This is a genomic window from Actinoallomurus sp. NPDC050550, from assembly GCF_040655075.1.
Classification (GTDB): Bacteria; Actinomycetota; Actinomycetes; order Streptosporangiales; family Streptosporangiaceae; genus Actinoallomurus.
This window is the reverse complement of the sequence record NZ_JBFAJC010000003.1, coordinates 40,858-59,659: the sequence shown is the minus strand read 5'-3', so window position 1 is coordinate 59,659 and position 18,802 is coordinate 40,858. Positions and strand designations below refer to the sequence as shown.

Here is an 18,802-nt window from a genome sequence, read left to right as displayed (position 1 = left end):
GCGGGAGGTCCCGGACGGCCGTCGGCGTGCCGGACCTCGCGGATGGAACCGCTCGTGGCGGGGATGCGTCTAAGAGGCTCGTCCTCCGCCGAAAGGCCGTCATGCGCTCTCGTCTGATCGCCGTCGCCGCCGGACTCGCGCTGATCCTCACCGCCTGCGGTCAGCGGACCGCACGCGGGCCGGGGCCCGCGAACGACGACTTTCGACAGCGCGCTGGACGGGCGATCGCGGCGTGGGAGGCCGTGGGCAAGCCGAAGGCGTGGACCTCCGGCTTCGTGCCGCTCGAAGAGCTCACGCTCCTTCCGCGCGACCCCGGCTTCACCGACACCACCCGGCTCGCGTACCGCATCGGCGCCTACCGGCTCAGCGGCCGCCTGCCCGAGAACGCGCCCGGGCGCGGCACGATCCGCTGGCCCGACGGCCGGACGCTCTCCCTTCCGCTGTCCAGTGCCCGGGAGGCGTACGCGGCGCTGGACCGCGGGCCGATGAGCCGGACGGTCCCGGACAGGTCGAGCCCGGGAACCATGCCGCCCGACGGGGCGACGGGGGCGTCCGCCGTGCCGTGCCCCGAATGCGACCTCACGGTGACGGGTGCCCGGCTCGGGCCGGTCTCCCTGCACACCAGCCGAGGCGTCGCGCAGGTCCCCGCCTGGTGGTTCACGGTGCCGAAGCTGAAGAGCCCGGTCGTCCGGGTGGCGGTCCGGCCGGAGACCGTCGGCGCGCTTCCGACGCCCTCGACCGCTCCCGGGGGCGATCCCGTGTACGGGCTCGACGCGGTCCCCGGCGACCCCCGGCGGCTGCGCGTGACGGTTCTCACGCCCGACGGTGAGTGTGGGGCGCGCTCCGTCCGAAGCCGGGTCTACGAGTCCCCGCACGCGATCGTCGTCGGGAGCGCGGTGACCGGCCGCACCGGCGACTGCCCCGGTTTCGGGGCGGCGCGGACGCTGGACGTCACGCTGACCGGACCGGTCGGCGGACGGGTGGTGCTCGACACGACCGGCCGCCCGATCCGCCTGGGTGAACACCGCCCCATCCCCGCCTGACACAACGAAGATCACGATCGCGCCCCGCGCAGCCGAGACGAGGCCTGCTTCTAGAGGGTGCTGCCCCGGTGCGTGGGCGCACCGGGGCAGCACGGGGTCAGGAGGCCCGGTGAGCCCGCCGACGGGCTCACCGGGGCCCGCTCAGGAGAAGGACCAGGCGAAGACGTGCAGCGACCCTCCGCCGGTCGGAGTGTTCAGCGTGACGCTCTTGACCTGCTTGCTCGCGTCGAGCGCGATCGGCGTGGCGCCGAACACGTAGATGTTGAGCTTCTGCTGGTTGCCGTCGGAGCCGTTGCGGTAGGGGGTCTTGGCGACGATCTCGTTGCCGTACTGCGGCGGGTAGGCGTCGGCGCCGAGCGCCCAGTCACTGAACTCCAGCTTGCCCGTCGCCGTCGACGCGTCCGTATAGGTGATCGTCACCGTCGACGGGGCGTTTCCGTTGCCCGCCGAGCCGAGGAACGCCAGCTTGGAGGCGCCCTTCGGAGCGTCGGGCAGGTCGACGACCTGGCCGCTCGCCTGGATGTTGTCGAGCTGCCCCGGCGTGCGGTTCGGCCAGGCGAAGGTGAAGCCGTTCCAGGTCACCGGCTGACCGGGCTTGAGGCCGGCCGCGGCCAGCGCCTGCGCGGAGTAGCTCCACCCGCCGCCGTCGAAGTTGGCGTTGCCCTGCTTGCCGTCGTCGGAGATGCCGGCGTTGTTCTGGTACCACTCGATCGTGCCGCGCTTGGCGACATTGAGCGTGATGCCGGTGGTGCCCACCGACTGCCCGGAGGCGGTCAGCTCGATCGGCACCGAGTAGTAGTCCAGCTTCTGGCCGGCGGCCACCGAGATGGTCACCTTCTGGTCGGCGTGGCCGGCGTCGGGGACCTTCAGCGTGCCCGAGGACGGCGTGACGGTGATGCCCGCCGGCGGCTTGGCGGTCCAGGTGACGGTGTCGCCCGTGCCGACGGCCTGCGCGCGCAGGGTCGCCTCCACGGAGCCGCTCGGCTCGACGGACGCGGTGCCCGGCGTGGTCGCCGACAGGAACGGGCGGGCGCCGGTGCCGAAGGACGGCGGGGCGTCCTTCGGGTCGCTGCCGAAGGTGGTGTTCGGCTGGGCGCCGAGGGTGTAGTCGAGCCTGCCGCCGGAGGCGACGAACGACTCGGGCAGCCAGGCGCGGCTGGTCGCCTTGCCGCCGACCTTCAGCGACCGCACGTACTTGTTGTCGTCGGACGCCCCCGGCGCGTTAATGGTGATCTTCTGGCCACTGGACCGCGTGACCGTGATCTGCGGGAACTCCGGGCTGTTGAGGATCATCTCGGCGCGGCCCGGGATCGCCGGGAACATGCCGAGTCCGGCGAACACCCGCCACGCCGACATCGTGCCGAGATCGTCGTTGCCGACCAGACCGCCCGGCGTCGGCTTGAACAGCTCCTTGCGGGCCCGCGCCACGACGTCCTGCGTCTTGTACGGCTGCCCGGCCCACGCGTACAGCCACGGGGACTGCAGCGACGGCTCGTTGCCCAGGTAGGCGTACGGCTCGTGCGAGCCGGCGTTCAGCTTGGTGAAGAAGGTGTCGAGCCGCTTGGCCGCCTGGTCGCGGCCGCCCATCGCGTTGAACAGACCGGCGACGTCGTCGTACACCATCCAGTGGTACTGCGAGCCGTTGCCCTCGACGTACCAGTTCGAGTCGGCCGGGTCGAACGGCGTGAGGAAGGAGCCGTCCGCGAAGCGCGGCTGGATCCAGTCGTTCTGCGGGTTGTAGATGGTCTCCCAGCCGTGCGCCCGCTTCATGAAGTCCTGGTAGGTGCTCTTGTCCCCCAGTCGCTGGGCGAGCTGGGCGATGCCGAAGTCGGCGATGCCGTACTCCAGGGTGGTCGCCGGGTCGGCGGGCACGTAGCCGAGCCTGAGGTAGTCGGCGTTGCCGGGCCGCTCGGTGTAACTGGTGTTCTTGTCCTCCCCGACCCGGTTCGCGCCCTTGACCATGGCGGCCAGCGCGCCGTTCGCGTCGAAGTCCCGGGCGCCGAAGGCGTACATCGTCGACACGATCGAGTGGTACGGGTCACCGTTCATGACGCCGGTGATGGTGTTCTGGTGCGACCAGCGGTCCCAGACGTCGCCGACCGAGTGCGCGTCGTTGTACATCGACTGGGCGATGTCGGCGCCCACGTCGGGCGCCAGCAGTGCGATGAGCTGTGCTTCGCTGCGGTAGATGTCCCAGCCGGAGAACGTCGCGTACTGGTGATGGCCTTTCTTCACCTTGTGGGTGCGGTAGTCGAACCCGGTGTAGGTGCCGTCGACGTCGTCGAAGACGTACGGCTGAAGCATCGCGTGGTAGAGCGCGGTGTAGAAGGTCCGCAGCCGGTCGTCCGCGCCGCCGCTCACCTTGATCTGCCCGAGGCGCTTGTTCCACGCGGCGTGCGCGGCGTCGCGCACGGAGTCGAAGCCCCGGCCGCCGATCTCCTTCTTGAGGTTCTGCTTCGCGCCGTCGATGCTCACGTACGACACCGCGGCGCGCATCTGCACCGGCTGGGCCTTGCTGGTGTCGAACTGCAGGTAGACGCCCGAGCCCGGGCCCTTGACGGTGACGTCACGGGCGAGGGCCTGCGGGGAGCGCTGCGGCATCGGCCGGCCCTCGGGGCCGTTGTTCAATCGCCCGAAGGTCTTCTGCGTCTGCTGGGGAACCTTCGCCGGGGCGCTGCCGCGCACGGCGTCCTCACCCGGCTCCACCGAGTCGTTCTTCCACGTGCCGTACGTCTGGAAGGGCCGGTCGAAGGTCGCGGTGAAGTACACGTAGTACTTCGTGTCCGCGCCGCAGAACCCGCCGGTCTTGGCCCAGCCCGACACGGTGTTGCCCTTGACGGTGGCCTCGGCGTCGTCCACGCCGTTGATGGACCCCGTCACATTGAGCAGCAGCGTGCCCACCTTGTCGGTGGGGAAGGTGAACCGCGCGACGCCCGCCCGCTGCGTCGCGGTCAGCTCGGTCTTCACGCCGGAGTCGAGCGTCACGGCGTACGACCCGGGCGACGCCTGCTCGTTCTCGTGCTTGAAGGTCTGGACGTAGTCGGTGCCGTGGGTGGCGGGCGACGTCGTGACCGGTCCGGAGAACGGGATGACCGGGAAGTCCTGCGCGCCCGTGCAGCCGGGCCCGGAGATGTGGGTCATGCTGAAGCCGCGCAGGCGGTTGTCCTCGTACTTGTAGCCGCCGCCGGAGTTGCGGACGGTGTCGGGGCTCCACTGCATCATCCCGAATGGAGTGACGGCACCGGGGAAGTTCATCCCGGCGCCGCCGCCGTGCCCGAAGTCGGGCCCGCCGTCCTGGGTGCCGACGAACGGATTGACGTAGGAGGCGAGGTCGGGGGCTGCCGCGTGGGCGGGGACGGCAGGGAGGGCCAGGGAGGTCAGGGCGAGGCCGACGAGGCCTGCCAATCGGGCACGCGAGCGTCTGAACACAACTGCTCCTCTGGGGAGGTCACAGGGTGCGCTGGCGGAGGACCATCGCAGAATCATGACAACGTTGTCACTGGTTACCGGCATTGTTGATCTGTGTCACTCCACAGTCAATGGGCAATACCGGCCGCACCGATCGTCTCGAGTCACGCCGGCATCATCGGGATCGCGATCGCCACACCCGCGATTGATTAGCGATGAGTCAACAGACGTTACCGATTCCGTCGTTGATGGCGATCGGGCGGCACGGAAGGGTTAGGTCACTTGAGTCGAGTACCAACCCCGAGGTCAGGAACCGTGAAGAAGATCTATAACGCCGCCCACCTGTACATGATCATCGGATTGGTGAGCGGCTTCTACTACCGCGAGGTCACCAAGATCAAGCACTTCACCGGGGAGTCACAGCTCGGCCTGGTGCACACCCACGTACTCGCGCTCGGGATGCTGTTCTTCCTCATCGTCCTGATGCTGGAGAAGCAGTTCGCCCTGAGCACGGGCAAACTGTTCGGCTGGTTCTTCTGGATCTACAACGCCGGTCTCGCGGTGACCGTCGCCATGATGACCGTCCACGGGACGCTGACCGTCCTCGGGCACGGGAGCGGCGACGCCATCGCCCTCGTCGCCGGGCTGGGGCACATCCTGCTGACCGTGGGCCTGATCCTGTTCTTCATCGCCCTCGGCAAGCGCATCCCCGCCCGCCGGGAGATCGCGGCGCACGGCGTCGCCCCGGCCGAGCCGCTCGCCGACGGCTGAACCGCGCCGACGCCTACAGCGGGCGGCCCGGACCCGGACCGTACGGGCCCGGAGGCTCCTGTGGCCCCTGACCGTACGGTCCCGGCCCCTGCGATCCGTGCGGTCCCGGTGGGTCCTGCGGACCGGGCGGGCCGTACGGCGGCGGGTCCTGGGGCTCCTGCGGACCGTAGGGCGGCGGGTCCTGAGGTCCCTGTGGGCCGTACGGGCCCGGCGGGTGGTACGGGCCCGGGGCCGAGAACGGGCCGGGCGGCGGCGGGCCGTACGACGGGCCCGGCTGGAGGAACCCGGACTGTCCGCGTCCGGCCCACGGCGGCACGAGCGGCCGCGGCTGCCGGCCCTGGAACGCCTGGCGGGCCAGGTGCATGAGGTTCAGCAGGTCCTGCCGGCGGCGGTAGAACCAGGTCGGCTCGGCGACGTGCCGCTCGGCGCGCTGGTGCAGCAGCGCCAGTTCGGTGGCGGCGAGCTGGTAGTCGGCCATCGCGCGCGCCGCCCGCGCGCCGCCCGCCATGCGGGCCCACTGGCGGGCGCGCCGGCGCAGCTTGAGGTTGCCGAGCATGTTGACGTCCTGCGGCGTGACCAGGCCGGTTCCGGCGTACATCGGCAGGTGCCGCTGGATCAGCTTGACGGTCTGGCGGCGCTCCCACCGGATGGTGACGATCAGCCCGATGAGGATGAGGAAGTCGATGCCGTAGGCGATCATCAGGCCCTGGAGGCCGAAGGCGGTGGAGAAGTTCCAGGCGCCGTGCAGCAGCATGGCCGCGCAGAGCCCGACGACCGGCGCCACGACGCGGGCGGCGCCCCGATGCAGGGCGGCGTAGGCGACGCCGAGGCCGGTCATCGAGGTGAACAGCGGGTGCCCGAACGGGGAGATCACCCCGCGCATGATGAAGACGGCCTCGAGGTTGTGCTGGTGGAACGCCCGGATGTAGTACCCGACGTTCTCCATCATCGCGAACCCGAGGGCGACCATGGCGGCGTAGATGATGCCGTCGGTCAGGCCGTCCAGCTCGTTGCGGCGGAACCACAGGAAGCCGAAGAGCACCGCGCCCTTCAGTGACTCCTCGACCAGGGGCGCGCCGACGGAGGCGGTGACGAGCTCGCCCCGCTCGCCGAACACCGGCTTGGTCAGCAGCTCGTACCCGGCGGTGTTGAGGATCAGCGCGCCGAGCACGGCGACGCCGGCGCCCCACATGAAGGCGAACAGCAACGCGCGCCACGGCTCGGGTTCGAGCCGGTCGAGGGTGAGGACCAGCGAGATCAGCAGGGGCACCGGGAGGATCGCCAGGACGAACCCGACGATGAACGGTGCCCCGTTCACCGCGTCGATGCCCAGGACGACGATCGCACAGACCGACGAGACGACCAGCCCGATGATCAGTCCGACGGGGGCCCGGCCGGGCATGCGACCTTCGAGGATCGCCTTTGGATCAACACGCGCCATGCCGGGAGGGTAACCGTCAGTGCAGCAGCGGGTCGATCGCGACCGCCAGGAAGAGCAGCGCCAGGTACGCGTTCGACAGGTGGAAGTAGCGCATCGGCTTGAGCACGGCGCCGGTGATGCCCGCGCGGACCCGGCCGAGCAGGCGGTACGCCTCGACGAGGCAGGCGGCCCCGAGGACGGCCGCGGCGATCGGGTAGAAGATCGTCGTGTGGGCGATCGGCCACAGCGCCAGTGAGCACGCCACGGTCACCCACGTGTAGACGATCACCTCGATGGCGACACGCCGCTCGGTGGCGACGACCGGCAGCATGGGCACCTCAGCGGCCGCGTAGTCCTCCCGGTAGCGCATGGCCAGCGTCCAGGTGTGCGGCGGCGTCCAGAAGAACACCACGAGGAACAGCACGACCGGGGTCAGCGACACGCTGTTCGTGAGGGCGGACCAGCCGATCATGACCGGCATGCACCCGGCGATCCCGCCCCACACGACGTTCTGCTTCGTGCGCCGCTTGAGCACCAGCGAGTAGACGAAGACGTAGAACAGGATCGCGAACACCGACAGCCCGGCGGACAGCGGGTTCACGGCCAGCGCGAGGAACACGGTGGAGGCGACGGAGAGGGCGATCCCGAAGACCAGGGTCTCCTTCGGCGTGACCTGCACCATCGGCAGCGGCCGGCGGCGGGTGCGGCGCATCTTCGCGTCGATGTCGCGGTCGATGTAGCAGTTCAGCACGTTGGCGCCGCCCGCCGAGAGCATGCCGCCGACGAGGGTCGCGATGACGGGCCACAGCGGCGGCAGGCCGCCGGCGGCGAGGAACATCACCGGGATCGTCGTGATGAGCAGGAGCTCGATGATGCGCGGCTTGGTCAGCGCCACGTAGGCACGGACCAGTGCGCCGAACGGTCGACGGCCGGGCGTGGGCGGCGCGGGAGTCCTCGCCGGACGGTTGATGACCACCGTCACCGGATGTTCACCTGCGCGTTCACGACGTTAAGGGACACTGTGTCTGATCCTCGGGTTTCCTTGCCGCCAGTCGGCTGTGATCGGGCCATCGCCCTATGGGCTGGACCGCGCAATCACTGTAATGCCGGTCCCCACGCACCCCGTCACCGGGGTGGGCGCGGCACAACGGGTTAAGCCCGGCGTCTTCGGGAAATGCCGTACGAGGGTCGCGGCGTTGACGATAGAGGAACGCCTGTCAAGGCGGTGGCGACGTGAGCGATAGGCTCACTTCGGGCCCCGGCAGTGGCCTGGTCACGGGCTCTTTTCGGCTGGGGACGGGTCGCGGGGACACTGACACGTAGTCGAGAGGAGCCTGGAGCGTCTCGTGAGTACGCATTCTGATAACTCGTTCGAATGGACCGACCTGGACCGGCGGGCCGTGGACGTCATCCGCGCGCTGGCCATGGACGCCGTCGAGGAGGCCGGATCGGGCCACCCCGGCACGGCCATGAGCCTCGCTCCGGCCGCCTACCTGTTGTTCCAGCGGTTCCTGCGCCACGACCCGACCGACCCGAGGTGGCCGGGCCGGGACCGGTTCGTCCTTTCCGCCGGCCATTCCAGCCTGACGCTCTACATTCAGCTTTTCCTGTCGGGGTACGGGTTGTCGCTGGACGACCTGAAGGCGCTTCGCAAGTGGGGCAGCCAGACGCCCGGGCACCCGGAGTACGGCCACACGCGAGGCGTCGAGACGACGACGGGGCCGCTGGGCCAGGGCCTGGGCAACGCCGTCGGAATGGCGATGGCCGCACGCCGGGAGCGGGGGATCTTCGACCCTGACACCGCGCCGGGGAAGAGCCTGTTCGACCACTACATCTGGGCGATCGCCTCCGACGGTGACATCGAGGAGGGCATCAGCCACGAGGCCAGCGCCCTCGCCGCGCACCAGCGCCTCGGCAACCTCACCGTCATCTACGACGACAACCACATCTCGATCGAGGACGACACCGCGATCGCGCTGTCGGAGGACGTGGACGCGCGGTACCGGGCCTACGGCTGGCACGTGCAGCGGGTCGACTGGACCACCGACGGCGACTACCACGAGAACGTCGAGGCTCTGGCCCAGGCCATGGAGGCGGCGAAGGCCGAGACCGACCGCCCGTCGTTCATCGCGCTCCGCACGATCATCGGCTGGCCCGCGCCGAACAAGAAGAACACCGGCAAGGCCCACGGCGCGGCGCTCGGCGAGGAGGAGGTCGCGGCGACCAAGCGGATCCTCGGCCTGGACCCGAACGTCTCCTTCGACGTGCCCAAGGACGTGCTCGCCCACTCGCGGGAGGTCATCACGCGGGGCCGGGCGCTGCACGCCGAATGGGACCAGAAGTTCCAAGCCTGGCGCGCCGCCAATCCCGAGCGGGCCGCCGAGTTCGACCGGATCTCCGCGCGGCGCCTGCCGGACAGCTGGACGGCCAAGCTGCCGGAGTTCGAGGCCGGCAAGCAGATCGCCACCCGCGGGGCCTCCGGCGAGATCCTGACCGCGATCGGCCCGGTCCTCCCCGAGCTGTGGGGCGGCTCCGCCGACCTGGCGGAGAGCAACCTCACCACGATGAAGGGCGAGCCGTCCTTCATCCCCGAGGAGTTCCAGACCAAGGACTGGCCCGGCAACCGCTACGGCCGCACGCTGCACTTCGGCATCCGCGAGCACGGCATGGGCGCCATCCTCAACGGCATCGCCCTGCACGGCGGCACCCGGCCCTACGGCGGCACGTTCCTGGTCTTCAGCGACTACATGCGCCCCGCCGTGCGCCTCGCGGCGCTGATGAAGCTGCCGGTGACGTACGTGTGGACGCACGACTCGATCGGCCTGGGCGAGGACGGCCCGACGCACCAGCCGGTCGAGCACCTGTGGGCACTGCGCGCCATCCCCGGGCTGGACGTCGTCCGGCCCGGGGACGCGAACGAGACCGTCGTCGCCTGGCGCACGATCCTCGAGCACACGGATCGGCCCGCCGGTCTCTGCCTGACCCGACAGAAGCTGCCGGTGTTCGACCGCGGCGAGCTGGCGAGCGCCGAGGGCACCGCCAAGGGCGGCTACATCCTCGCGGAGGCGTCCGACCACCAGCCGCACGTCATCCTGATCGCGACCGGCAGCGAGGTCGAGATCGCCGTGGAGGCGCGCGAGATCCTGGAGGCCAAGGGCACGCCGACCCGGGTGGTGTCGATGCCGTGTGTGGAGTGGTTCCTGAGCCAGGACGAGGCCTACCGCAACCACGTCCTGCCGCCTTCCGTCCGGGCCCGCGTCTCGGTCGAGGCCGGGATCGGCCTGGGCTGGCGGGCGTTCGTCGGCGACTGCGGCGAGTCGGTCAGCCTGGAGCACTTCGGCGCCTCCTCCGACTACAAGACCCTGTTCCAGCAGTTCGGCTTCACCGCCGACCGCGTCGTCGCCGCGGCCGGGTCCAGCCTGATCAAGGCGGGCATCGGCGGGCGTGGTGAAACGACCGGCAACTGAGGAGAGACATGAGTGACATCCTGAAGAAGCTCTCGGACGAGGGCGTGTCCATCTGGCTGGACGACATCAGCCGGGAGCGCCTGCGCACGGGCAACCTCGAGGCCCTGATCCGCGAGAAGCACGTCGTCGGCGTGACCTCCAACCCGACGATCTTCTCCAAGGCGCTGAGCCAGGGGTCGGCGTACGACGAGCAGGTACGCGAGCTGTCCGTCCGGGGCGTCGACGTCGAGGAGGCCTCCCGGGCCATCACGACGCACGACATCCGCTGGGCCGCCGACGTGCTGCGCCCGGTCTACGACCGCACCGAGGGCCTCGACGGGCGCGTGTCGATCGAGGTCGACCCGCGACTGGCGCACGAGACCGAGAAGACCACGGCCGAGGCCAAGGCGCTGTGGTGGATGGTCGACCGGCCGAACGTCTTCATCAAGATCCCGGCGACGCTCGCCGGCCTGCCGGCGATCACCGAGACGCTGGCGCGGGGCATCAGCGTCAACGTCACGCTGATCTTCTCGCTGGAGCGGTACGGCCAGGTCATCGACGCGTTCTTCGAGGGCCTGGAGAAGGCGCGGGCCAACGGGCACGACCTGTCGAAGATCGCGTCGGTGGCGTCGTTCTTCGTCAGCCGCGTCGACACCGAGATCGACAAGCGCCTCGACAAGGTCGGCCACACGGAGCTGGCCGGCAAGGCGGGCATCGCCAACGCCCGCCTCGCGTACGCGCTGTACGAGGAGAAGTTCGGCACCGACCGGTGGAAGGCGCTCACGGACGCGGGCGCGCGCGTCCAGCGGCCCCTGTGGGCGTCGACCGGGGTCAAGAACCCGGAGTACTCCGACACGATGTACGTGGACGAGCTCGTCGCCCCGGACACCGTGAACACGATGCCGGAGCCGACCCTCGACGCCGTCGCCGACCACGCGGACATCCGCGGTGACCGGGTGCGGTCCTTCTACGACGACGCCCGCGCCCACATGGCCGCCCTCAAGGAGGCCGGCGTGGACTACGACGACGTCGTCCGGGTCCTCGAGGAGGAGGGCGTCGAGAAGTTCGAGGCGTCCTGGAACGAGCTGCTCGACAGCATCAAGAGCGAGCTGCGCGACAAGGCCTGATCTGGTGCCTCGCCCGGCCGGTGACCGTCACCCGACGGAGCCGGCCGGGGCGCGTCTCGCGATCGTCCATGTACGGTGAGTGACACGCGCCGGACCGGGTATGCCCGGGTCCGGACGCGAGAAACGAACGACACCCCACGTCCGGCGGGGTCCGCTCGCAGGGGCGTGGCGAATGGATCGGGCCAGGAGACGCCGTGACCTTGCGAGTGACCGCCGGAAGCGTGTCCGTGACCGTCGAGGGCGATGCCGTCAGCCGCACTGACAAGGCCCTGGGGCGGCTGGCCTACGACGGCGTACCCACGGCGCTGATGGCCAAGAACGCCAGCCTGTGGGGCGCGGACGCGGCGGGCCGGGCCGCCGGCCGGCTCGGCTGGGTCGACGCGCCGGAGACGTCCCGCCGCCTGCTTCCCGAGCTGTCCGAGCTGGTGAGCCGGTTCGCGGGACTCGACCGGGTCGTGCTGGCCGGGATGGGCGGTTCGGCACGCGCCGCCGACGTGATCGCGCATGGGCAGGGCACCGACCTGACGGTGCTCGACACCGTCGATCCGCACGAGGTGCGCCGCGCGCTCGACGACCGGCCGGACCGCACGGCCCTGGTGGTGGCGGACAAGAGCGGTCTCACGATGGAGACCGACGCCCTGCGCCGCGTCTTCGAGGGGGCCTTCCGCGCGGCGGGCGTCGATCCGGCCGAGCGGATCGTCGTGGTCACCGACCCGGGCTCACCGATGGAGTCCTGGGCGAAGGAGACCGGCTACCGGGTGGTCCTGTCCGACCCGGAGACGACCGGCTGGTTCGGGGCGCTGTCGGCGTCCGCGCTGCTTCCGGCCGCGCTGTCGGGTGCCGACGTCGAGCGGCTGCTCGACGAGGCCACCGCCCTCCTGCCCGCTCTTCGCCCGCCGTACGACAATCCGGGCCTGACGCTCGGCGCGGCGCTGGGCGCCGCCGCCACGCACGGCCGCGACAAACTGATCATCGCCGACAACGGCTCGGGCCTTCCCGGGCTGGCCGGCTGGGTCGAGCAGCTGACCGCGGCGGCGACGGGCAAGGACGGCAAGGGCGTCGTGCCGATCGTCGTCGAGGACGTGGACGCGCTGGGATCCGGCGAGGACCGGTGGCTCCTCGCCCTGGGCGACCGGGTCGGCGGCGCCGGCCTCGCGGTGTCCGGCCCGCTCGGCGCGCAGTTCCCGCTATGGGCTTATGCCATGGCCGTGGCCGCCCGGATCATGGGCGTCGACCCGTTCGACGAGCCCGCGCTGCGCGAGTCCCAGAGCGCGGTCTCGGCCCTGCTGCGCGGTTCGGAGGACGGTGCCGCCCCAACGCTCATCGCGGGCGAGCCGGCGCTGGTGGACGGCGCCGTCGAGGTGCACGGCTCCGCGGAACTGCTCCACGGGGCCAAGGACCTGCGGAGCGCTCTCGACGCGGTGCTCCGCGCGGTCCCCGGCCGCGGGCACCTCGCGGTGATCGCCCACCTGGACCGCGTCGGGGACGCCGCCGCCGCTCGCCTGCGTCCGCTGCTCGGCCGGCGGCTCCGCGACGTCCCGGTCGGCTTCGGCTGGGGCTCGGCGGCCCTCCACTCCACCGGCCAGGCCCACAAGGACGGCCCTCCGGGTGGGCTGGTCGTCCAGATCACCGGCGCGGTCGAACAAGACGTCGAGGTGCCCGGCCGTCCTTACGGCCTGAAGGCGTTGCAACTCGCCCAGGCCTTCGGTGATCTACGCGCGCTGCGCTCCCGGGGCCGTCCGGCCGTCCGGCTGCATCTGCGGGACCGCGCTGCGGGCCTTACCGAATTGGAGACCGCCCTAGGCGACTGAGGGAGAGCCGAGCATGCCATCCTGGTTCCTGTCCGGGTTCTCCGCCTTTCCGGTACCTGACCGTGTAGATCCTGCGACGCTGGGAAGATCGCGCGCGATACGAGGGTTAGCGAAAGATGGTCACCGGCTCGGCAGAGCGCGGACGGCCGCTCGAACGAAGAGGATGACGCCGAGGCGGCCCACCGCCCGGGCGCCACTAGGAAGGACAGGGAAGTTGGGCATGAGATGGCCCACCGGGACGATCGGGGCGCCGCCGCGTACTCCCTGTGATGAACACGAAGCCGACGGGAACGGAGACACGCGATGAAGAGGGCTCTAGAGGCGCTCAACCCGCTCCGCGATCCCCGGGACAAGCGGCTGCCGCGGGTGGCCGGGCCGTGTGTGCTCGTGCTGTTCGGCGTCACCGGTGATCTGTCCCGTAAGAAGCTGTTGCCTGCCATCTACGACCTCGCCAACCGGGGCCTGCTGCCGCCGGGCTTCTCGCTCGTCGGGTTCGCCCGCCGCGACTGGGAGCACCAGGACTTCCGGCAACTCGCGCACGACGCGGTGAAGGAACACGCCCGTACCCCGTTCCGTGAGGACGTCTGGAACCAGCTCGCCGAGGGCATCCACTTCGTGCCGGGCACGTTCGACGACCCGGGCGCGTTCGAGGCCCTCGCCATGGCGGTCAAGGAGCTGGACGAGAAGCGCGGCACCGGCGGCAACTACGCGTTCTACCTGTCGATCCCGCCGAAGTTCTTCCAGGACGTCGTCAAGCAGCTGCAGGCCAGCGGCCTGTCGCAGCCGTCGGAGGGCTCCTGGCGCCGCGTCGTGATCGAGAAGCCCTTCGGTCACGACCTGGCCAGCGCGCAGGAGCTCAACGCGATCCTGCACGAGGTCTTCCCCGAGGAGTCGATCTTCCGGATCGACCACTACCTCGGCAAGGAGACGGTGCAGAACATCCTGGCGCTGCGGTTCGCCAACAACCTGTTCGAGCCGATCTGGAACCGCTCCTACGTCGACCACGTGCAGATCACGATGGCCGAGGACATCGGCATCGGCGGTCGCGCGGGCTACTTCGACGGCGTCGGCACCGCGCGGGACGTCATCCAGAACCACCTGCTGCAGCTGCTGGCGCTGACCGCGATGGAAGAGCCGGTGTCGTTCGCGGCCGAGTCCGTGCGGGCGGAGAAGGCGAAGGTCCTGTCGGCCGTACGCCTGCCCAAGGACCTGGGCGCCTACACCGTGCGCGGGCAGTACGCCGCCGGCTGGCAGGGCGGCGTCAAGGTGCGCGGCTACCTCGAGGAGGAGGGCATCCCGCCGAACTCCCGTACCGACACCTACTCGGCGGTCCGCCTGGACGTCGACACGCGCCGCTGGGCGGGCGTGCCGTTCTACCTGCGCACCGGCAAGCGGCTGACCCGGCGCGCCACCGAGGTCGCGCTCGTCTTCCAGCGCGCTCCGCACCTGCCGTTCGCCGTCACGGACACCGAGGAGCTCGGCGAGAACGCCCTGGTCATCCGCGTGCAGCCGGACGAGGGTGTCACCATGCGGTTCGGCTCGAAGGTCCCCGGCACCTCGATGGAGGTCCGGGACGTGAACATGGACTTCGACTACGGCGAGTCGTTCACCGAGTCCTCCCCCGAGGCGTACGAGCGCCTGCTGCTCGACGTGCTCATCGGCGACCCGCCGCTGTTCCCCCGCCAGGAGGAGGTCGAGCTGTCCTGGGAGATCCTCGACCCGATCGAGGAGTACTGGGACAAGCACGGCAAGCCCGAGCCGTACAAGTCGGGCGGCGGGGGGCCGAAGGCCGCGGACGAGATGATGGCCCGCGACGGCCGGGCGTGGAGGCGACTCTGATGAACATCGACCTCACCAACACCACCACCCGGAAGATCCAGGACGCGCTGAGCGCGGCCCGGCACCGGATGGGCGGGCCCGCGACCGGCAAGGTCCTGACCCTCGTCATCTACACCGACGAGGCCGCGCAGTACGACGCCGTCCGCGCCTCCACCGAGGCCGCCCGCGAGCACCCGTGCCGGATCATCGCGGTGATCGCCCGCCATGCCAACGGGGAGCCCCGGCTCGACGCCGAGGTCCGCGTCGGCGAGACGGGGCCCGGCGAGACCGTGATCCTGCGGCTGTACGGGCAGCTCATCGAGCACTCCGACTCGGTCGTACTGCCGCTGCTGGTCCCGGACACGCCCGTCGTGACCTGGTGGCCCGGCGTGGCTCCGCGCAAGCCGGCCGACGAGCCGCTCGGCGCGCTCGCCCAGCGCCGTGTCACCGACGCCCGGGGCAGCACCGACCCGATCGCCACGCTGACCCGGCTGGCCGAGGCGTACGTGCCCGGCGACACCGACCTCGCCTGGACCCGTATCACCCCATGGCGCTCGCTGCTGGCCGCGATCCTCGACCAGCCGCGCGAGGACATCACCGGTGCGATCGTCGAGGCCGAGCCGCAGAACCCCAGCGCCGCGCTGCTCGCCTCGTGGCTGTCGGTGCGTCTCGCCATCCCGTGCGCGGTGACCGAGTCGCACGGGCCGGGCATCACCTCCGTACGCCTCACCACGACCAACGGCGGCGACGTCGCGATCACCCGGCCCGACGGCCGCGTGGCGACGCTGTCCCGGCCCGACCAGCCGGACCGTCAGGTCGCGCTGCACCGGCGGCCGACGTCCGAGCTCCTGGCGGAAGAGCTGCGCCGTCTCGACCCGGACGAGGTCTACCGCGAGGCCGTTCTGCGGTGCGCCAAGGGTCTCGACACACCCGCCGAGGCCGCAGCTCCGGCGACGGCTCCGGCCGCGGCGAAGACCCCGCGCGGGGCCGCGAAGGGCAAGAAGCCGTGACCGCCCCGTCCGTGCTGGTCCACCAGGACCAGTCCCTGCTCGCCAAGGCCGTCGCCGCCCGCCTGGTGACCGGTCTCGTCGACGTCCAGGCGGCCCGCGGCGGGGCGCACCTCGTCCTGACCGGTGGCGGCGTCGGCACGGCGGTGCTCGAGGAGATCGCGGCCACCCCCGCCCGGGACGCCGTCGACTGGGGACACCTGGACATCTGGTGGGGCGACGAGCGCTACCTGCCGACGGGTGACGAGGAACGCAACGAGACCGGCGCGCGCAAGGCCCTGCTCGACCACGTCGACGTCGACCCGAAACGGGTGCACGCCATGCCGTCGACCGACTCGGGCCTGACCCCGGAGGACGCGGCGGAGCAGTACGCCGCCGAGCTGCGGGCCGCGACCCGGCCGGAGGACCACGGGGTCGTCCCGTCGTTCGACGTGCTGATGCTCGGCCTCGGCCCGGACGCCCACGTCGCCTCGCTGTTCCCCGGCATGCCCGCCCTCTACGAGGAGGAGCGTCCGGTGGTGGCCGTGCACGGCGCGCCCAAGCCGCCGCCGACCCGCCTCTCCCTGACCCTGCCGGCGATCCACACGGCGCGCGAGATCTGGATCATCGCGGCGGGTGAGTCGAAGGCCGCCGCCGTGCACCTGGCGCTGTCCGACGCCGGCCCGGTGCAGGTCCCCGGCGCGGGCGCCCGCGGCCGGCAGCGCACGCTGTTCCTGCTCGACCGGGCGGCCGCGAGCCGGCTGCCGCCCGAGATCGGCCGCATCGCCTCGCCATGAGGCTCGGGGCCTGTCTCGAAGTCCCCGCTGGGGCTTTCGAGACAGGCCCAAGGGCTCTCGTCCGGGCTCAGCCGGATGAGGGCCCCGCACCGGCCGACCGGCGCAGCAGGGTGATCATGCGCCAGGCCTCCGGAGCGTCGAGGGGCACGCCGGGGTCGAAGTCGCCGTACTGCGCCTCCACCGTGAGCCCGCCGGCGAGCCGGAGCGCCGCGTCCAGTTCGGTCGCCGTCCAGAAGCGGTAGGGCACCACGCCCTGGATCACGTCGCCGCCGTCGATGGCGATCGTCACGTGGTCCTCGACGATCTGGGTGATCGGATCGATCTCATCCGACGGCTCACCCCACCGCACGCGGGCGCTGGCACCGTCCTTCTCCACGGCCCACGCCGCCGAGACGCGAGGCGTCTCGCTGAGCCGGTCGGCGGGGTGGCTCATCTCGATCACCGCGAGCCCGTCCTCGGCGAGGTGCTCCGCGACGCACCGCAGGTACGCCACGAAGGCGTCCAGCGTCATCAGGTGCGCCGTCGAGTCGAGCATGGTGATGACGAGGTCGAAGCGGCGGCCGAGCTTGAAGTCGGTCATATCGGCCTCGACGACCTCCAGGGGCAGCCCGCTCCCCCGTTCACGGGCATAGGCGCACATCGCCGGGTTGAGGTCCAGCGCGGTCGCGGCCACGCCCCGGCGGGCGAACTCCCGGGCGTGCTCCGCCGGCCCGGCCGCCAGCTCCAGAACGTTCCGGGCGTCGCCGGCCCAGCGCCGCAGCACGTCGACCTCGCCGCCGACGTCACGGAACGAGCAGGCGAGCTCGTACGCCCAGGGATGGTCGTAGATCACGCATTCCATGTTCCCAGAGCCGCGACGGTGATCGGTGCGGGGCCTGGTTTGACCGGATGCGGTGCGCCGGGGCAGGCTCGACGGCGATGGGACAGGGTTCGCAGGTGACGATGGACGAGGCGCTCGCCGACGTGGCCCGGGTCGGGCCGTACTTCTCCGTCGCCGTCGACCCCGGCGTCGCGGAGCATCCGCTGTGGCGGCCGCTGACCGAGCTGTACGGTCCCGCGCTGCCCGACCAGATCGCGGCCGTGCGGGTGCGTCTCGGCACATCCGAGGACCGGGTCGCGGCCTCCCTGCTGTTCCAGGGCGTCGCGGGCCACCTCTGGTCGCCCGCGCTCGCCACCGCCGTCGTCCACGGCCGCGTGCCGGACCTCGATCCGGCTCGTACCTACTGGCGAGCCGCCTCCCCCGGCCCGATCCTCCTGGCGACGCCGGGCGCGCCGGCGCTTCCCGCGGACGCGCCCACCCTTCGTCGCGTCGTGATCGAGGATCACCTGGCGCCGCTGGTCGCCGCGGTCCGGGCGGTCACGCCGGTCGCGGAGGGCCTGCTGTGGGGCAACGCGGCGTCGGCCCTCGCCGGCGCGATGACGGTCGTCTCCCGGGCCCGCCCTCCGGTCTCCGGGGCGGCGCTGCGGTTCGTCGAGGAGCTCCTGGCCGGGTCTCCGCTGGCGGGAACCGGCGGCTTCGGTCGCTACGGCTTCCGCCGGCGAAGCTGCTGCCTCTACTACCGGGTACCCGGCGGCGGCAAGTGCGGCGACTGCGCGCTCCTCTGACCTTTCCGCCGGCTCGGAGGACGCCCGCACCGGCGACCTCCGCTGTCAGTGTCGGCCCACGCTTCATGAAGGCCGCGACTGCGCCGCGTACCGGGGGGAAGCCGCGAAAGGGCGGGCTGTCGCGCCCGCCCTTTCACAAGGTCGGCGGTTCAGCCCTTGACGCACCAGTAGATGCCCTTGTTCCGGACGGTCGCGTTAGCGACCTTGGCCGTGGCGCCGCGGGTGCCCCTCTTGGTGACGGTGTAGACCAGGTGGAAGTTCTTGTCGTAGACCGACCAGTTGTACGAGGTGAAGTTCCGGTACGACTTGACGGCGAACTTCCTCTTGAGGGCCTTGGCCTTGGTGCACTTCGGGCGGCTCGCGGTCGCCTGCGGCTTCCCGGCGTAGTTCGTGCCCCTGTAGAGGCAGAGCTGCTTGTTACCGCAGGAGCTCGTCGCGGAGACCGTACCCGCCTCCGCGGCGCCGCCGCTGAGAAGGGTCACGCCCGCCATCGCGGTGGCCGCCAGCAGTCCGGCTCCGTACTTGCTCATGATCGCCAAGAAGGCTCCTCGGTCGCGGGGGGTTAACGTC

Annotated in this window: 14 protein-coding genes; 9 read left to right on the top strand and 5 right to left on the bottom strand. The window is 71.1% G+C overall.

All coding sequences use genetic code 11. The features are described 5' to 3' along the window. Positions 1 to 101: 101 nt before the first annotated feature. Positions 102 to 1,043: a hypothetical protein gene (locus tag AB0I04_RS04695; RefSeq protein WP_360878997.1), complete on the top strand. Its 942-nt coding sequence runs from the start codon at positions 102 to 104 to the stop codon at positions 1,041 to 1,043. Between the two features lie 141 nt (positions 1,044 to 1,184). On the opposite strand, the gene AB0I04_RS04690 is transcribed toward AB0I04_RS04695, so the two are convergent. Beyond that, a complete protein-coding gene (locus AB0I04_RS04690) occupies positions 1,185 to 4,472 on the bottom strand; it encodes a GH92 family glycosyl hydrolase (protein ID WP_360878994.1) in 3,288 nt (1,095 codons plus the stop codon). Between the two features lie 294 nt (positions 4,473 to 4,766). Here AB0I04_RS04690 and AB0I04_RS04685 point away from each other — a divergent pair, with 294 nt between their 5' ends. Continuing rightward, positions 4,767 to 5,222: a DUF2871 domain-containing protein gene (locus AB0I04_RS04685; RefSeq protein ID WP_360878991.1), complete on the top strand. Its 456-nt coding sequence runs from the start codon at positions 4,767 to 4,769 to the stop codon at positions 5,220 to 5,222. Positions 5,223 to 5,235: 13 nt separating this feature from the next. Here the strand turns inward: AB0I04_RS04685 and AB0I04_RS04680 are convergent, their stop codons facing one another. Next, on the bottom strand, positions 5,236 to 6,663 hold the full coding sequence (locus AB0I04_RS04680; RefSeq protein ID WP_360878988.1) for a PrsW family intramembrane metalloprotease: 1,428 nt from the start codon (positions 6,661 to 6,663) through the stop codon (positions 5,236 to 5,238). Positions 6,664 to 6,679: 16 nt separating this feature from the next. Beyond that, positions 6,680 to 7,618 (bottom strand): heme o synthase, encoded by a 939-nt coding sequence (locus AB0I04_RS04675; protein ID WP_360879959.1) that lies wholly within the window; start codon positions 7,616 to 7,618, stop codon positions 6,680 to 6,682. A 370-nt stretch (positions 7,619 to 7,988) separates the two neighbouring features. On the opposite strand from AB0I04_RS04675, the gene tkt reads away from it, so the two are divergent. The 6 genes from tkt to pgl all read left to right on the top strand — a co-directional run bounded on the left by tkt (position 7,989) and on the right by pgl (position 16,627). Continuing rightward, positions 7,989 to 10,109 (top strand): transketolase, encoded by a 2,121-nt coding sequence (gene tkt, locus AB0I04_RS04670; protein WP_360878985.1) that lies wholly within the window; start codon positions 7,989 to 7,991, stop codon positions 10,107 to 10,109. An 8-nt stretch (positions 10,110 to 10,117) separates the two neighbouring features. Next, positions 10,118 to 11,215, top strand: coding sequence for a transaldolase (gene tal / locus AB0I04_RS04665; RefSeq protein ID WP_360878982.1), 1,098 nt, complete (start codon positions 10,118 to 10,120; stop codon positions 11,213 to 11,215). 194 nt (positions 11,216 to 11,409) lie between these two features. Beyond that, positions 11,410 to 13,026, top strand: a complete 1,617-nt coding sequence (locus tag AB0I04_RS04660; RefSeq protein ID WP_360878979.1) for a glucose-6-phosphate isomerase — start codon at positions 11,410 to 11,412, stop codon at positions 13,024 to 13,026. A gap of 303 nt (positions 13,027 to 13,329) precedes the next feature. After that, positions 13,330 to 14,865, top strand: coding sequence for a glucose-6-phosphate dehydrogenase (zwf, locus tag AB0I04_RS04655; RefSeq protein WP_360878975.1), 1,536 nt, complete (start codon positions 13,330 to 13,332; stop codon positions 14,863 to 14,865). Then, a complete protein-coding gene (opcA, locus tag AB0I04_RS04650; RefSeq protein ID WP_360878972.1) occupies positions 14,865 to 15,854 on the top strand; it encodes a glucose-6-phosphate dehydrogenase assembly protein OpcA in 990 nt (329 codons plus the stop codon). Before zwf ends, opcA begins: the two co-directional genes overlap by 1 nt. Next, the gene (gene pgl, locus AB0I04_RS04645; protein WP_360878969.1) at positions 15,851 to 16,627 is read left to right on the top strand and encodes a 6-phosphogluconolactonase; all 777 of its coding nucleotides are present in this window, start codon (positions 15,851 to 15,853) and stop codon (positions 16,625 to 16,627) included. Before opcA ends, pgl begins: the two co-directional genes overlap by 4 nt. 67 nt (positions 16,628 to 16,694) lie before the next feature. Here pgl and AB0I04_RS04640 read toward each other — a convergent pair whose 3' ends face one another. After that, complete coding sequence (locus AB0I04_RS04640; protein WP_360878966.1) at positions 16,695 to 17,459, bottom strand: class I SAM-dependent methyltransferase; 765 nt, start codon at positions 17,457 to 17,459, stop codon at positions 16,695 to 16,697. An 86-nt stretch (positions 17,460 to 17,545) separates the two neighbouring features. On the opposite strand from AB0I04_RS04640, the gene AB0I04_RS04635 reads away from it, so the two are divergent. After that, entirely contained in the window at positions 17,546 to 18,232 is a 687-nt protein-coding gene (locus AB0I04_RS04635; protein ID WP_360878963.1) for a (2Fe-2S)-binding protein, read from the top strand. Positions 18,233 to 18,381: 149 nt separating this feature from the next. Here AB0I04_RS04635 and AB0I04_RS04630 read toward each other — a convergent pair whose 3' ends face one another. Next, positions 18,382 to 18,762: a peptidase inhibitor family I36 protein gene (locus AB0I04_RS04630; protein WP_360878960.1), complete on the bottom strand. Its 381-nt coding sequence runs from the start codon at positions 18,760 to 18,762 to the stop codon at positions 18,382 to 18,384. Positions 18,763 to 18,802: the final 40 nt, after the last annotated feature.

Bases quoted from the DNA above. Each gene is read 5' to 3' on its own strand.
- AB0I04_RS04695 (WP_360878997.1), top strand. From the start codon at position 102: ATGCGCTCTCGTCTGATCGCCGTCGCCGCCGGACTCGCGCTGATCCTC.
- AB0I04_RS04680 (WP_360878988.1), bottom strand. From the start codon at position 6,663: ATGGCGCGTGTTGATCCAAAGGCGATCCTCGAAGGTCGCATGCCCGGC.
- tal (WP_360878982.1), top strand. From the start codon at position 10,118: ATGAGTGACATCCTGAAGAAGCTCTCGGACGAGGGCGTGTCCATCTGG.
- zwf (WP_360878975.1), top strand. From the start codon at position 13,330: ATGAAGAGGGCTCTAGAGGCGCTCAACCCGCTCCGCGATCCCCGGGAC.
- opcA (WP_360878972.1), top strand. From the start codon at position 14,865: ATGAACATCGACCTCACCAACACCACCACCCGGAAGATCCAGGACGCG.
- AB0I04_RS04635 (WP_360878963.1), top strand. From the start codon at position 17,546: ATGGGACAGGGTTCGCAGGTGACGATGGACGAGGCGCTCGCCGACGTG.
- AB0I04_RS04630 (WP_360878960.1), bottom strand. From the start codon at position 18,762: ATGAGCAAGTACGGAGCCGGACTGCTGGCGGCCACCGCGATGGCGGGC.